Source organism: Halorubrum salinum (assembly GCF_024494575.1).
GTDB classification, from domain to species: domain Archaea; phylum Halobacteriota; class Halobacteria; order Halobacteriales; family Haloferacaceae; genus Halorubrum; species Halorubrum salinum.
Window position 1 is genome coordinate 462,470 of sequence record NZ_JANHDO010000002.1, and the last position, 13,613, is coordinate 476,082.

Annotated in this window: 14 protein-coding genes; 9 read left to right on the forward strand and 5 right to left on the reverse strand. The window is 71.4% G+C overall.

All coding sequences use genetic code 11. The annotated features are described in order from the left end of the window. Positions 1-831 carry a phosphate ABC transporter ATP-binding protein PstB gene (gene pstB, locus NO930_RS08020; RefSeq protein ID WP_137784215.1) on the forward strand — a complete coding sequence of 277 codons (831 nt, stop codon included), beginning with the start codon at positions 1-3 and terminating at the stop codon, positions 829-831. 57 nt (positions 832-888) lie between these two features. On the opposite strand, the gene NO930_RS08025 is transcribed toward pstB, so the two are convergent. After that, positions 889-1,833 (reverse strand): VOC family protein, encoded by a 945-nt coding sequence (locus tag NO930_RS08025; RefSeq protein ID WP_256403068.1) that lies wholly within the window; start codon positions 1,831-1,833, stop codon positions 889-891. 125 nt (positions 1,834-1,958) lie between these two features. Here NO930_RS08025 and NO930_RS08030 point away from each other — a divergent pair, with 125 nt between their 5' ends. The 5 genes from NO930_RS08030 (at position 1,959) to ncsA (ending at position 6,575) form a co-directional block, all read left to right on the forward strand. Then, positions 1,959-2,378, forward strand: a complete 420-nt coding sequence (locus tag NO930_RS08030) for a cobalamin B12-binding domain-containing protein (RefSeq protein ID WP_137783535.1) — start codon at positions 1,959-1,961, stop codon at positions 2,376-2,378. Then, a complete protein-coding gene (meaB, locus tag NO930_RS08035; RefSeq protein ID WP_137783534.1) occupies positions 2,379-3,515 on the forward strand; it encodes a methylmalonyl Co-A mutase-associated GTPase MeaB in 1,137 nt (378 codons plus the stop codon). A 66-nt stretch (positions 3,516-3,581) separates the two neighbouring features. Further along, positions 3,582-4,535, forward strand: coding sequence for an alpha/beta fold hydrolase (locus tag NO930_RS08040; RefSeq protein ID WP_137783533.1), 954 nt, complete (start codon positions 3,582-3,584; stop codon positions 4,533-4,535). 98 nt (positions 4,536-4,633) lie between these two features. Then, positions 4,634-5,419: a response regulator gene (locus tag NO930_RS08045; protein ID WP_256403069.1), complete on the forward strand. Its 786-nt coding sequence runs from the start codon at positions 4,634-4,636 to the stop codon at positions 5,417-5,419. 133 nt (positions 5,420-5,552) lie between these two features. Continuing rightward, positions 5,553-6,575, forward strand: a complete 1,023-nt coding sequence (gene ncsA / locus NO930_RS08050) for a tRNA 2-thiolation protein NcsA (protein ID WP_256403070.1) — start codon at positions 5,553-5,555, stop codon at positions 6,573-6,575. Positions 6,576-6,647: 72 nt separating this feature from the next. Here the strand turns inward: ncsA and NO930_RS08055 are convergent, their stop codons facing one another. The 4 genes from NO930_RS08055 to NO930_RS08070 all read right to left on the reverse strand — a co-directional run bounded on the left by NO930_RS08055 (position 6,648) and on the right by NO930_RS08070 (position 10,147). Beyond that, on the reverse strand, positions 6,648-7,697 hold the full coding sequence (locus tag NO930_RS08055; RefSeq protein WP_256403071.1) for a hypothetical protein: 1,050 nt from the start codon (positions 7,695-7,697) through the stop codon (positions 6,648-6,650). Beyond that, on the reverse strand, positions 7,694-8,830 hold the full coding sequence (locus NO930_RS08060) for a glycosyltransferase family 4 protein (RefSeq protein ID WP_256403072.1): 1,137 nt from the start codon (positions 8,828-8,830) through the stop codon (positions 7,694-7,696). Before NO930_RS08060 ends, NO930_RS08055 begins: the two co-directional genes overlap by 4 nt. Beyond that, positions 8,827-9,204, reverse strand: coding sequence for a 6-pyruvoyl trahydropterin synthase family protein (locus NO930_RS08065; protein WP_137784108.1), 378 nt, complete (start codon positions 9,202-9,204; stop codon positions 8,827-8,829). The genes NO930_RS08060 and NO930_RS08065 overlap by 4 nt, the downstream gene beginning before the upstream one ends. Before the next feature lie 70 nt (positions 9,205-9,274). Further along, complete coding sequence (locus NO930_RS08070) at positions 9,275-10,147, reverse strand: alkaline phosphatase family protein (RefSeq protein WP_303650503.1); 873 nt, start codon at positions 10,145-10,147, stop codon at positions 9,275-9,277. A 116-nt stretch (positions 10,148-10,263) separates the two neighbouring features. Here NO930_RS08070 and NO930_RS08075 point away from each other — a divergent pair, with 116 nt between their 5' ends. From NO930_RS08075 to NO930_RS08085, 3 genes are all read left to right on the forward strand, one after another. Continuing rightward, positions 10,264-12,282 carry an aldo/keto reductase gene (locus tag NO930_RS08075; protein ID WP_256403074.1) on the forward strand — a complete coding sequence of 673 codons (2,019 nt, stop codon included), beginning with the start codon at positions 10,264-10,266 and terminating at the stop codon, positions 12,280-12,282. A gap of 74 nt (positions 12,283-12,356) precedes the next feature. Next, on the forward strand, positions 12,357-12,743 hold the full coding sequence (locus NO930_RS08080; RefSeq protein WP_256403075.1) for a DUF7475 family protein: 387 nt from the start codon (positions 12,357-12,359) through the stop codon (positions 12,741-12,743). Positions 12,744-12,814: 71 nt separating this feature from the next. Continuing rightward, entirely contained in the window at positions 12,815-13,594 is a 780-nt protein-coding gene (locus NO930_RS08085; protein WP_303650505.1) for a CDP-alcohol phosphatidyltransferase family protein, read from the forward strand. The last annotated feature ends 19 nt before the right edge of the window (positions 13,595-13,613 follow it).

Genomic DNA, 13,613 nt, shown 5'->3' on the forward strand with positions numbered 1-13,613 from the left:
ATGAGTAACACACCAACGAGCGATTCGCTCATCACGACCGACGTACAGACCGAGTCGACCGACCGATCGGCCGTTTCCGGCGCGACCGCCGTCGCCGCGCGCGACCTCAACGTCTACTACGGCGACGAACAGGCGATAGACGACGTTTCGATAGAGATCCCGGAAAAGCGGGTGACCGCGCTCATCGGCCCGTCCGGCTGCGGGAAGTCCACGTTCCTCCGGTGTATCAACCGGATGAACGACATGATCGACGTCTGTCGGGTCGAGGGCGACGTTGAGTTCGGCGGCAAGAACGTGTACGACGACGACGTCGACCCCGTCGCCTTACGCCGGAAGATCGGCATGGTGTTCCAGAAGCCGAACCCGTTCCCGAAGTCGATCCGCGACAACGTCGCGTACGGACTCGAGATACAGGGCTTCGACGGCGACGTCGACGCGCGCGTCGAGGAGTCCCTGAAGGGCGCGGCGCTGTGGGACGAGGTGAAAGACCAACTCGACTCCTCCGGGCTCGATCTGTCGGGCGGCCAACAACAGCGCCTCTGTATCGCCCGCGCCATCGCGCCGGACCCGGAGGTCATCCTGATGGACGAGCCGACATCGGCGCTCGACCCCGTCGCCGCCTCGAAGATCGAGGACCTCATCGACGACCTAGCGGAGGAGTACACCGTCATCATCGTCACGCACAACATGCAGCAGGCGGCGCGCATCTCCGATAGGACCGCGGTGTTCCTCACCGGCGGTCGCCTCGTCGAGTACGACGACACCACCAAAATCTTCGAGGACCCGGAAGAACAGCGCGTCGAAGACTACATCACCGGCAAGTTCGGGTAGCGTCACTAGCGGCGTCGCGGCCGGCGGGCGCGGTTCGAACCGTGTTTTTTCCGCTTCTCATTCGGTTCGGATTCGGACCTCGATACCGTCGGCGTCGGTGAGCGCGATCCCGCCGTCTGTCTCGTCGACGGCGAACTCGGTCTCATCGGCCGCAGCGGCCGCGACCGCGTCGAGCCTCTCTCGTACCGCCGCGAGCGCGGCCGCGTCGGGGACCACGACCTCGAACCAGTCGAGCCCGCGGCCCGTCGCCGGGGTCGTCCGCCCGCGCCACGTGTTCGCGCCGACGTGGTGGTGGTAGCCGTCGGCCGCGACGAACCGCACGTCCGGGGCCGACTGCCGGACCTCGAACCCGAGTCCGTCGACGTAGGCGGACTCGAACGCGGGGAGCGAGGCGACTTCGAGGTGGACGTGTCCAACGTCGGTACCGGGCGGAACGCGGTCGGCCGGGACGGAACCGTCACCCGCCCCGTCGTCGCCCTCGGCGGCCGCGTCACCGTCGGCCGTTGGGGCGTCACCTCCCGTTTCCGCCGCCGCGGCGACGGCGTCGATGTCGAGCGGCTCGGTCGTCATCGCGACGGAGCCGTCCGCCGCGGTCGGCCACGCCTCGCGGGGGCGGTCGCGGTAGATCTCGACCCCGTTCCCCTCGGGGTCCGCGAGGTACAGCGCCTCGCTGACGCCGTGGTCTGACGCGCCGTCCAGCCGCCACCGGTCTCGAACCCGCGCCAGCGCCTCGCCGAGCGCGGCCCGGGTCGGGACGCGGAACGCTGCGTGGAACAGCCCGGCGTCGGTCGCGCTCCGGTCCGGGCCGTCGGGATCGCGCCGGAGGCCGAGAAGCGGCGTCTCGCCGATGCCGAGGACGGTCTCGTCGCTGTCGCGGTCCAGCACCGCCAGTCCGATCACGTCGCGGTAGAACGCGGTCGTCTCGTCGAGGTCGGCCACGCGGAGCGCGACCCGACCGATCCGCGCGTCGTGGAGGTGGCCGCCGCCGTCGTCTGCACTCATCTCTGACGGTGTTTAGGGGCGCTCGCGCGATCAATGCGTCGATACCGGCGCGACCGCCCGCCGGCGGCCGGGCTATGTCCCGAACATCCGTTAGAGTCAAAACGGCACGCGACGCAGTGGTGACCATGAGCGTCGAACAGGAGGAGCGGGCCATCCGCTGTCTGGTGGCGAAGGTCGGGCTCGACGGCCACGACCGCGGTGCACACGTGATCGCGCGGGCGTTCCGCGACGCCGGCTTCGAGGTCGTCTACTCCGGGCTCCACCGCGCACCGGAGGACATCGTTCAGGCGGCGGTCCAAGAGGACGTCGACGTGCTCGGCATCTCCATCCTCTCGGGCGCGCACAACACCCTCGTGCCGAAGGTGATAGACGGGCTCAAGGAGTACGACGCGTTCGAGGACACCCTCGTCTTGGTCGGCGGGATCATCCCGGACGACGACGAGGCGGAACTCAAGCAGCTGGGCGTCGCGGAGGTGTTCGGTCCCGGTACCCCGATGGAGGAGACGATCGAGTTCATCCGGAACAACGTCTCGGAGCGAGCGTAGATGGACGGGTCCGCAGCCACCGCGCTCAGCGACGCGGACGCCGACCTCGTCGAAGAGCTGCTCTCCGGGAGCCACCGCGCGCTCGCCCGCGTCATCACCCGGATCGAGAACCGCTCGACGGGCCACCGCGGGATCGTCTCGCGGCTCCACGAACACACCGGCGGCGCGGACGTGATCGGGATCACGGGCTCGCCCGGCGCGGGCAAGTCGACGCTCGTGGACAAGCTCGCGGCCGCCTACCGCGACCGCGGCGACACGGTCGGCGTCGTGGCGGTCGACCCCTCCTCGCCGTACACCGGCGGCGCGGTGCTCGGCGACCGGATTCGGATGGGGTCGAACGTCGGCGACATGGACGTGTTCTTCCGGTCGATGAGCGCGCGCGGCCAGCTCGGCGGCCTCTCGATGGCGACCGCGGACGCGGTGAAGGCGCTCGACGCCTTCGGGAAGGACGTGGTGATAGTCGAGACGGTCGGGGCCGGCCAGAACGAGATCGACATCGTCCGCACCGCCGACACCGTGGCCGTGCTCGTCCAGCCCGGCTCCGGCGACGACATCCAGACGCTGAAGGCAGGTATCTTGGAGATCGGCGACGTCTTCGTCGTCAACAAAGCCGACATGGACGGGGCGGAACGCACCCTCGCGGAGCTGGAGGAGATGGTCCACAGGCGCGAGAGCCCGACTGCGGGACTGGACACGGGTCACCACGGGTTCGACGCGCCGACCCACCCGGACGACGAGAGTGACGGCGGTGGGGTAGACGACGCCGACGGTTCCGGCGAGGGCGACGACGCGTCAGACGCCGAATGGACGCCCGACGTGACTCGGACCGTCGCGAACACGGGCGAGGGGGTCGAGGACCTGATCGCGACGTTCGACGCCCACGCGCGGCACCTCCGCGAGTCCGGCGAGATCGAGGAGACGAAACGCCTGCGCTACGCCGAGGAGATCCGGACGTTGGTCCGCGCCGACGTGGGCACGCTCGCCAGCGGGGAGATAGAGCGGCACGGCGGTATCGACGCCCTGGCGGAGGCGGTCCGACGGCGAGAGACCGACCCGTACACCGTCGCGGCCGAGGTCGTCGCCCCGATAGAGGCGTGCGTGGAGCGTGCCGAGCGCGACGGGAACGAGACCGAGTGAGTCCGCACGAATCGCGTCTGTCGCTCGGCCACCGAGTATAAGTCGCCCGCGAACCAACAGTTTTCCATGCGACTCAGGAACCTCGCCGGCGGTCTCCTCCTCGGTACCGGCGCGCTCGCCGCGCTCAACACCGGTCTCCGCTACGAAGGCGAACTGGAATCTCCGCTCGACGGCGACGACGGAACGTTCCGCTGGCGCGGGATGGACGTGGCGTACACCGAGGCCGGCGACCCCGACGACCCCGACCTGATACTGCTCCACGGCGTCAACGCCGCCGGGTCGTCGGGCGAGTGGCGCGCGGTGTTCGACGACCTCGCGGCCGACTACCACGTCGTGGCTCCGGACTTCCCCGGGTTCGGTCGGTCCGACCGTCCGCCGCTGCGGTACTCCGCGGCGCTGTACGAGGACTTCGTCCGCGACTTCCTCGCCGACTTCGCAGAGCCCGCCGTCGTCGCCTCGTCGCTGTCGGCGGCGTACGCGGCGCGCGCGGTCGACGCCGACGACCCGACCGCGGACGTGTCCGTCCGCGGGTTCGTCACCGTCTGCCCCACGACGGTTGCCGGGCCGAGCCCACCGAAGTCGTGGCTGCGCGAGCTGCTGCGGTCGCCGGTGCTCGGCGACGCCCTGTTCAACCTCATCGTCTCGAAGCCGTCGATCCGGTATTTCAACGCCGACCACGGCTACGACGATCCGACGAACCCGAGCGAGGAGTGGACCGACTACGAGTGGCGGACGAGCCACGTCGAGAACGCCCGGTTCGCCCCCGCCTCGTTCGTCTCCGGGTACCTCAACAGCGACCTCGATCTGGCGGCCGCGTTCGCCGCGATGGAGACGCCGCCCACGATCGTGTGGGGTCGCGAGGCGGAGGTGAGCCCGCTGTCGAACGGGCGCGACCTCGCCGACGCCGCGGACGCTCGTCTCGTCGTCTTCGACCGGGCCAAGCTGCTCCCGCACGTCGAGCACCCCGATCGGTTCGTCGAGACGGTAGAGGAGGCGCTCGTCGCGGGGGCGACGGCGTAGCGCGACCTGCGGGCGGCGGACGCGGATCTCCCGCCGCGTGCTATCAGATCTGAGCATTGGGAAGCAACCGGTATATCCGCGGGTCGGCAACCGTCGATATGACCGTATCGTCTCACCGAGTGCTCTGTGTCGACGACGAGCCGGGGCTCGCAGCGCTCGTCGCGACGCACCTCGAACGCGACGACGGGATCGACTACGAGGCCGTCGCGGAGACGGATCCCGAGAGCGCGCTGGACCGGATCGAGTCGGAGCCGTTCGACTGCGTCGTCAGCGACTACGACATGCCCGGATACACCGGGATCGAACTGCTCTCGGCGGCGAGGGAGAGCCGTCCCAGCCTCCCGTTCCTGCTGTTCTCGGCGAGGGATCCGGACGCCATCGCCGCGGAGATGATCCGCGCCGGCGTCAGCGACTACGTCCGCAAGCGCGGCGGTGCCGACGGATATACGGCGCTTCTGCGTCGGGTCGGCCGCGCGGTCGACCGCGACGGCGGGCGCTTCGAGTCGGGGTCGGACGGGATCTCTCCGGCCGACTCCGGTCTGGAGGGCGACGTGGCGCTCGACAGGGTCTGCACCGTGAGCCCCGACGGCACGTTCGAGTTCGTCGGTGATGAGTACGGCGCGCTGTACGGCTACGAGCCGGACGAACTCGTCGGCGAGCAGTGGCAGCGGCTACATCCGGACGCGGAGGTCGAACACATCCGCACCCACATCCTCCCGGCCGTCGAGGAGGGCGAGCGCTGGACCGGGACGAGCACCGGGCTCCGCGCCGACGGGACGACGTTCGCCGAGTCGAAGATGGTGACCACGACGAGCGAAGACCGGATCGTGATCGCCGTCTCACCGTTCGACGAGGTCGTCGGTGGTTCCCTCGCGAGCGACTGATGCTAGTCTCGTGAGTCGGCCGCTCCGAACTCCGTGAGTCGATCGCCCCGAGCCGAACGATGCGTCCCGACCCAAGACGAACGATGCGTCCGCCCCGAAACGGGTATCCCCGCGCGTCTGCAACCCGGCACCGATGGAGTGTGACAAGTGCGGGGCGGACGCGATCCACCACGCCGCCTACTCCGGGGCGCATCTCTGTGGCGAGCACCTCCGCCGGTCGGTCGAGAAGCGCGTGAAACGCCGGGTCCGCGAGGACGGACTGCTCGATCCGGACGCCACGCCCGACGACCCCGACCGGTGGGTGATCGGCCTCTCGGGCGGGAAAGACAGCGTCGCGCTCACGCAGATTCTGGACGACGTGTTCGGGCAGGACCCTCGCGTCGAGATGCTGGCGTTAACGATCCACGAGGGGATCGAGGGGTACCGCGACGCCAGCCTCGACGCCTGCGTCGAACTGGCCGAGGACCTCTCGCTGCGCCACGAGGTCGTCTCCTACGAGGAGGAGTTCGGCGTTCAGATGGACGACGTGGTCGAGAGCGACCCAGAGAACATGGCCGCCTGCGCGTACTGCGGCGTGTTCCGCCGCGACCTGCTCGAAACCTACGCCGCGGAGTTCGACGCCGACAAGCTGCTCACCGGCCACAACCTCGACGACGAGGCTCAGACGGCGATGATGAACTTCCTCGAAGGCGACGTCCGACAGGTGGCGAAACACTTCGACGCCTCGCTCGGCCCGTTCGACGAGCGCGAGGGGACGGACGAGTTCGTCCCGCGCGCCAAGCCGCTGCGCGACGTGCCCGAAAAGGAGATCGCACTGTACTGTCACGTCCGCGACCTCCCGACGCACATGGCGGAGTGTCCCCACGCCGAGGAGGCGTACCGAGGCGAGATCCAGTCGACGATCCACGAGCTAGAGGAGAACCACCCCGGCGCGCGCCACTCGATCATGGCGGGCTACGAGGAGCTGTCGGCGCTCGCGGCCGAGGCGTATCGCGGGAGCGGGGAGGGAGAGTCGACCGGCGACGGCGAACGCGACGCGGAGGACGGAACCGTCTCTTCTCCCGACCTCTCCGAGTGCGAGCGCTGCGGCTCGAAGACGAGCCGCGACGTGTGCCGGAAGTGCCGGCTGCTGGCGTCGATCGAGGCGGCGACCTGACTCAGTCGTCGATCGGACCGACCAGCGCCCGGATCACGTCTTACCGCGGCTCCGAGTCGACCAGCCCGCGAATCACGCCCCGCCGTCGACGCGGCCGAGCAGATCGAGTTGGTGCGTGAGATAGACGAGTTCTCCGGCGTCGACCTGCTCGCGACGATCGCGGAGCCACGCGTCGAGGTCGGCCGCGGAGAGGTCGACCGCCTCCGTCTCGCCTGTTCTCTGTCGCTTTCCTTCCCGCCGCTCTGCGGCGATCACCTCGCCGACCGCCTCCTCGACGGTGTCGAGGATGTGCCGGAGGAAGAACGCCTCGTCGCCGGGATAACCGTCTCCGCTGTCGCCGGGGCGCACCACCCAGTCGGAGCCGGCGACGCCGAGGAGCGTCGACTCGTCGGCCTCGCGTAACCGTCCGAGCGCGTCCCCGCCGGCGCGGCTGTTCCCCCCCGGCTTCTCGTCCATGTGCCGGTGGTACAGCCGCTCGACCGCTCGGTCGTCGGGACGGGACGGGCGGAAGCGCGTCCCACCGTCGAAGGTGATCGGGAAGTAGTACGTGCCACCGGGCGCGAGCGCGCCGAGCAACGGGTCGAGCCGATCGAGCCCGAGCACGTCGAGAAGCGCCGTGCCGATCACGGCGTCCCACTCCCCGAGGGTCGATTCGGCGTAGTCGACGGCGTCGGCCGCGACGGGCTCGACTTCGACGGTGCGCGTCGGCGACTCGACGACGAACGCACCCCCGTCTGCGGCCGAATCACCGTCCGCGGACGGACCGGCGTCGACGACCGACACGTCGGACCTCCCGGCCGCCCACTCGCAGAGGAAGGGGCCGAGCCCGTCGAGCGTGTCGCCGTCGCGGTCGACGGCGACGTATCTGGTCCGTCCCGGCGGGAGCACCTCCCAGTCGATCAGCCGAGCGATCATGGTCCCGACGCCGGCTCCGACCTCCAGAACCCGGAGGGGACCGGACGCGCGCGCGGACCGTTCCGTCTCCGTCGCGCGCTCGGTCCGGTGCGCTCCCGTCGCGCGCTCGGCCAGCCGCTCGCGGAGCAGCCCGACGAGCCGCCGGTCGAGCGCCCGGTCGTCGACGGACCGCTTCGCTCGGAGGTACCGCCGGAACGACCCCGTCACGTCGGAACCTCCGCGGCCGGCGGGTTCCGGCGGTCCGTCACGTCCCCCTCGGCGACGGCCGCGAGGTGTCGCCGGACCCGCGCCGTCGTCTCTCTCCAGTCCGGGTGCCGCTCGTACCGCCGTCTGGCGGCTCGACTCATCTCGGCCAGCCGGTCCGGATCGCTCGCGAGCGCGTCGAGGGCGTCGGCGACCCCTCCCCGGTCGTCGGGGGTGATTAGGAACCCGGTCTCTCCGTCCGTGACGACGTCGCTCGCGCCGCCGGCGCGCGAGGCGACGGCCGGCAGGCCGAACGCCATCCCCTCCAGATAGACGATCCCGAACCCCTCGTACCGAGAGGGGACGGAGAGGACGTGGCTCTCCCGCAGCGTCGCCGCCAGCTCGTCGTCCGAGAGCCGCCCGGCGAACCGGACGCGCTCCCCGAGCCCCCGTCGGTCGACGAGCCGGCGCACCTCGGCGACGTGTCCCTCGTCGACCGCTCGGCCGACGACGGTGAGATCGATCTCGGCGTCCGCGGCGGCGACCCCCTCGACCAGCGTGTCGAGCCCCTTCCGCGGCGCGAGATTCCCGACGAACGCGACTCGAAGCGGGCGCTCGGCCGCGCGGTCGGCGATCCGATCTGCGAGCGCCCCTCGGTCGTCGCCGCCGGCGGAATCGCCGAGGCCGTCCGGCCCCTCGAACCGGTCGCCGGCTGGCGGCGCGACCACCGCGGCGTCCGGGTCGACGCCGAGGTCCGTCACCGCCTCGCGGGTGGCCGCGCTGTTGCAGACGACGCCGTCGAGCGTGTCGAGGTACCGTCGCTCGATCGATCGATACAGCGGCGAGAGCCGCCGCGGCTCGCTGGCGCGCAGGTGGTGAACGATACCCACGATCGGGTACGACAGGGCGCGATTGTGCCGCCACAGCGACGGGTGTGCGAGCTCGTCTTGCAGCATCACGTCGACGTCGACGCGGAGGCGATCCCGGAACCGGGGAGAGAGGCCGTCGAGCAGCCCGCGCGGGTACGAGGGCCACGGGAGTTCGATCACCTCGACTTCGTCTCCCCACCGCCGGAGTTCTTCGACGACCTTCCGGTCGTAGCGGAACCCTCCCGACCGCTCGTCGAGGCTCCCGTACAGCGTGAGGCCGACCTTCATACGGGCGCGTCGTACGTCGCCGCGGCGTCGTCGTCTTCCCACACGGTCACCGCCAGCTCGCGCACGGTGTCGTCGGTCACGGCCGCGGTCACGCGCTCGAAGACGACGCGGGCGAAGCGCTCGACGCTCGGGTTGTGTCCCTCGAACTCGGGGAGGTCGTTGAGCAGCGCGTCGCGGTAGCGGTCGGCGACCCCGGCGAGTGCGGCGTCCGCGTCGTCGATGTCGACGAGGTAGCCGTGCTCGTTCAGCGCGGGGCCGCGGAACGTGAGCTTCACCTCGAAGTGATGCGAGTGCGGGACGCTCTCCGGTCCCCCGTCGACGACCGTGAGGTAGTGCTGGGCCACGAAGTCGGTCGTGACCGTCGTCGCGTACATGACCCGACCCACGGACGCGACCAACCTAAAGCCGGAGGGCTGCGGAAGGACGTTCGGCGTGTCGGTCCGGTCACAGATATCCGAGCGCGCGAAGCCGGTCTCGCTCCGTCTCGCCGTCCCCGTGAACCCGCGACACCGGCAGGGGTTCCGGCGGCGCGAGCGCCGGCTCGCGCGTCCCCTCGTCTTCGCCCTCGACCGTCGCCCACGGGACCGCGAGCAGCGCGGGGACCGGCGCGTACATCGGGTGGCCGTACAGCCCCCACTCGCCGAAACAATTCCCGTGGTCGGCGGTGACCGCGATCCGGCCGTCGACGTTTCTCGCGAGCGCCGCGACCTCGCCGAGGACGTGTCGGAGGTTCGCCTCGTAGGCGTCCCACACGCGGTCGGCCTCCACCTCGCCGCGCCGGAGCAGCACCCACGGGTTTCCCTCGTTGCTCTCCTCGCCGGTCCGCGCCAGTCCGTCGTCGCCGGCGATCGGGTCCGGAACGAACGGGTGGTGCGGCTGCATGTAGTGTGCGACGAGCCGGTCGGGGTCGCGGGCGCGGGCGAGCGCGATCGCCCGGTCGGTCACGGCCGCGGCCGGCACGGTTCCCACCTCTGTGTCCCACGCGTACTTCCAGACCTCGTCGAGCGCGGCGAACGCGTCCGCCTCCAGATACCGGTCCGTCCACGTGTTCCCGGTGACCATGGCGGTCTGCGCGGTCTCCGGGTGTCCCTCGAACGTCTTCTCTAACCACTCCGAGGAGGAACTGCCCACGGACCGGACCGTCTCGACGGGGCCGAGGAAGTCGTACTCGGACGCCACGGACCGGAGCAGGTCGACCCGGCAGGCGTCGAGCACGACCAGCACGTCCCACTCGCGCTCGAAGACGTTCGTCCCGTAGGAGAGCCGCCGGGCGACCGCCTGCAGGGCGCGGAGGGCGGCGGTGCCGAGGCGGCTCATCCCGGGCTCTCGGTGCACGGGCGCCGTACGGGACGCGACGACTAAACCGCACCGCCGGCCGGGGCCGACGGAGCGACCGCCGGGACACCTATGTGGCTCGGCTCCCCGGTACGATCGTGAACTGCCTGTTCGTGGGCGCGGGCGCGATCGCCGAGGAGTACGCCGCGGGGCTGTCCGAGAGCGACCTCTCGATCGCCGGCGTCGTCGACCTCGACGCCGACCGCGCCGCCGCGCTCGCTACCGCGTACGGTGACCGCCGCGACGCCGACGACGCGGCCGTCCCCGCCTTCACCGACGTCGACGCGGCGCTTTCGGCGGTCGACGCGCCGCTCGTCGTGAACCTGACGAGCCACGCCGCGCACGCGTCCGTGACGCGGACCGCGCTCGCGGCCGACCGCCACGTCTACTCGCAGAAGCCGCTCGCGCTCGACGCCGACGAGGCCGACGAACTCCTCGCGCTCGCGCGTCGGCGCGGGCTCGCGCTCGGCTGTGCGCCGGACACGCCGCGCGGACCGTCACAGCGCCGCGCGGGGCGACTGCTCGCCGACGGCCGGCTCGGCCCCGTCCGACTGGGGTACGCCCACGCGCACGTCGGCCGGGTCACCGACTGGCACGACCGCCCGGATTCGTTCCTAGAGATCGGCCCGCTGTACGACGGGGCGGTGTACCCGCTCACGCTCCTCGTCTCGTGGTTCGGTCCCGTCGACCGGGTGCGGGTCGCCGACGCCCTCGACGTCTGGCCCGAGCGGGAGGAGCGCCGCCCGTCGGTCCCCAGCCACGTCGAGGCGACGCTGTCGTTCGCGGCCGGGCCGACGGTGCGGCTCACCGCCAGCTTCTACGCGCCCCACCGCGCCCGCGAGTTCTACGGGCTGGAACTGCACGGCGACGACGGCTCGCTGTATCTCAGGGGAACGGGTGCGATGTCGACCGATCGCGACGACGTCCGCTTCGGGCGAGTCGGCCGCGAGTACGTGAGCGCGCCGCCGCAACACCCCGAGAGCCCGTACGCGTACGTGGACGCCGTCGAGCGGCTCGCGGCGAGCGTCGCGGCCGGCGACCCCTCTCGCGAGACCGGTCGCCGGGGGGCACACGTCGTCGCCGTCTGCAACGCGATCGAGGCCGCCGCCGACGAGGGCGGACCGGTCCTCGTCGACGACCGCGGCGCGGCCGCGGACCCGCCGGCGGCACCGGTCGTCTCCCCGCCGCGCGAGGATGGGTCTGCGCGCGGAGGCGACGGCGCGAGCGCCCTGCGACTCCCGCCGATCGGCTTCGGCTGCTCGCGCTACCGCGACGGCGAGTACGTCGACCGGGCGGACTCGATAGCGACCGCGCTCGATTCGGGCTACCGCCTGCTCGACACCGCGGAGCTGTACGGCAACGAGCACCGGATCGGTGACGCGCTCGCCGCCCCCGGCGCGCCGGACCGCGAGCGGGTCTTCCTGCTCGGGAAGCCGTGGCGCACGAACCACCGTCGCGAGAACATGCTCGCCGCATGCGAGGGGAGCCTCGCCGACCTCGGGGTCGACGCGTTCGACTGCTACGCGCTCCACTGGCCGACCGCGCTCGCGCACACCGGCGAGCTGCGCCGACTCGCCGAACTGTCTCCCGAGCGTCAGGAGGCGCTCGCGTTTCCGGAGGACGCCGACGGCGACCCGGACACCGCGGACGTGTCTCTCGCAGAGGCGTGGCGGAACCTAGAGGCGGTCCGCGAGCGGGGGCTGACGCGGACGATCGGGCTCTGTAACGTCTCCGCGGACCAACTGGAGACGGTCTTGGAGACGGGGAGCGTCGACCCCGCGCTCGTGCAGGTGGAGCGCCATCCGTACCTCCCGCGAGACGACCTCGTCTCGCGCTGTCACGACCGCGGGATCCGAGTCGTCGCTCACTCGCCGCTGTCCGCGCCGGGGCTCCTCGACGAGCCCGCTCTGGCCGAGATCGCCGCGGATCGGGACCTTTCACCCGCCGGCGTCGCGCTCGCGTGGCACGTCTCTCGGGGGGTGGTTCCCATCCCGTCGAGCACCACCGAGGCGCACATCGTCGACAACGCGGCCGCGGCGGCAGAGCGGCTGACGCCCGACGAACTCGCCCGCGTCGACGCGCTCTCCGACCCCGAGTTCGACCCGCGCGGGGGGTGACCGGTGGGCCGCGGTGGCGCTCGCGCCGCCGGTACGTCCAGTATACCTATGTGAGTGAGGGACATGGATGTCGTATGGCGACGACTACATCACAACAGCCGACCGCCGGCGTCGAGTCGTTGAACGGCCTCCACTGGGTGGGGATCCTCGCGGCTCTGGTCTCCGCGGCCGTCCACCTCCTCTTGGGCGCGCGGATGGTCCCCTCGGCGCTCGGGATCAGCTTCGTCCTCGCCGGGTTCGGGTTCCTCGGCGGGATCGTCCTCTTGGTTCGCGGGTACCGCCGCCGGGCGCTGTACGGGGTCGGCATCGCGTTCACGCTCGTGCAGATACTCCTATGGTACGTCGTCAACTTCGCCGGCGGCGGTCGGGCGTTTCCCGCGGACGTGGGGACGCTCGGCGCGGTCGACAAGCTCGCACAGGTCGTGTTGGTGGCGGTGCTCGTCGTCCTGCTGCGTCGGTAGTCGTGTCGGACCGAACCTCCCGGCGAGCGCTCGGCGGCCGAGTCGGCGGCGGCTCCGCGGCGCTCGCGGGACTGATCTTTCCGCCGCTTTCCGGCGTCGCGCTCGCGGTCACCCTGTCGACGGCGTTCCCGGCGACAGGCCGTTTGGGCGTCCCGCCGGCGGCCGTCGCCGGGCTCTGTCTGGCGGGCCAGCTCTGGTACGTCGCGTTCGGACTCGGCGGCGTCGACGCGGTCCGAACGCCCGCGGACGAATCGACGGACGGGTCGACAGAGCGCGGCGACGGTCCCCGCCTTTTCGGCCTCGCGAACGGCGTGACGCTCGTCCGCGGCGCGCTCTACGCCGCCGTCGCCGGCCTCGCCGTCGCGTCCCCCGACGCGGGCGTCGCGTGGGTCGCGGCGACGGGATACGGCGTCGGCGTCCTCTTCGACGGGCTCGACGGGCGCGTCGCCAGAACGATCGGGACCGAGACAGACATCGGGAGACGTCTCGACATGGCGTACGACACGTTCGGGTTCGTCGCGGCACCGCTCGTCGCGGTCGCCTGGGGGATCCTCCCCGTCTGGTACCTCTCTCTTTCCGCCGCGCGCTACGTCTTCCGCGGGGCCGTCGGGCTGCGCCGCGCCCGTGGCCGCCCGGTCTTCGACCTCCCCGACAGCGACCTCGGTAAGTACCTGGCGGGCGTACAGATGATCTTCCTCACCGTCGCGCTCGTCCCCGCCGCGCCGGATCACCTCGTCCGGGCGGCCGCGCCGGTCGTCCTCGCGCCCTCGCTCGGCGTGTTCGCTCGCGACTACCTCGTCGTCAGCGGACGGGTGTCGCGCCGCGCCGTGACCCTCGGCGGCCCGGAGTAGGCCCCCGGCGCGGGACCGA

What these genes read in the sequence shown, in the direction of transcription:
- pstB (WP_137784215.1), top strand. Translation starts at nt 1, where the DNA reads ATGAGTAACACACCAACGAGCGATTCGCTCATCACGACCGACGTACAG.
- NO930_RS08025 (WP_256403068.1), bottom strand. Translation starts at nt 1,833, where the DNA reads ATGAGTGCAGACGACGGCGGCGGCCACCTCCACGACGCGCGGATCGGT.
- NO930_RS08030 (WP_137783535.1), top strand. Translation starts at nt 1,959, where the DNA reads ATGAGCGTCGAACAGGAGGAGCGGGCCATCCGCTGTCTGGTGGCGAAG.
- meaB (WP_137783534.1), top strand. Translation starts at nt 2,379, where the DNA reads ATGGACGGGTCCGCAGCCACCGCGCTCAGCGACGCGGACGCCGACCTC.
- NO930_RS08040 (WP_137783533.1), top strand. Translation starts at nt 3,582, where the DNA reads ATGCGACTCAGGAACCTCGCCGGCGGTCTCCTCCTCGGTACCGGCGCG.
- NO930_RS08045 (WP_256403069.1), top strand. Translation starts at nt 4,634, where the DNA reads ATGACCGTATCGTCTCACCGAGTGCTCTGTGTCGACGACGAGCCGGGG.
- ncsA (WP_256403070.1), top strand. Translation starts at nt 5,553, where the DNA reads ATGGAGTGTGACAAGTGCGGGGCGGACGCGATCCACCACGCCGCCTAC.
- NO930_RS08060 (WP_256403072.1), bottom strand. Translation starts at nt 8,830, where the DNA reads ATGAAGGTCGGCCTCACGCTGTACGGGAGCCTCGACGAGCGGTCGGGA.
- NO930_RS08065 (WP_137784108.1), bottom strand. Translation starts at nt 9,204, where the DNA reads ATGTACGCGACGACGGTCACGACCGACTTCGTGGCCCAGCACTACCTC.
- NO930_RS08070 (WP_303650503.1), bottom strand. Translation starts at nt 10,147, where the DNA reads ATGAGCCGCCTCGGCACCGCCGCCCTCCGCGCCCTGCAGGCGGTCGCC.
- NO930_RS08080 (WP_256403075.1), top strand. Translation starts at nt 12,357, where the DNA reads ATGGCGACGACTACATCACAACAGCCGACCGCCGGCGTCGAGTCGTTG.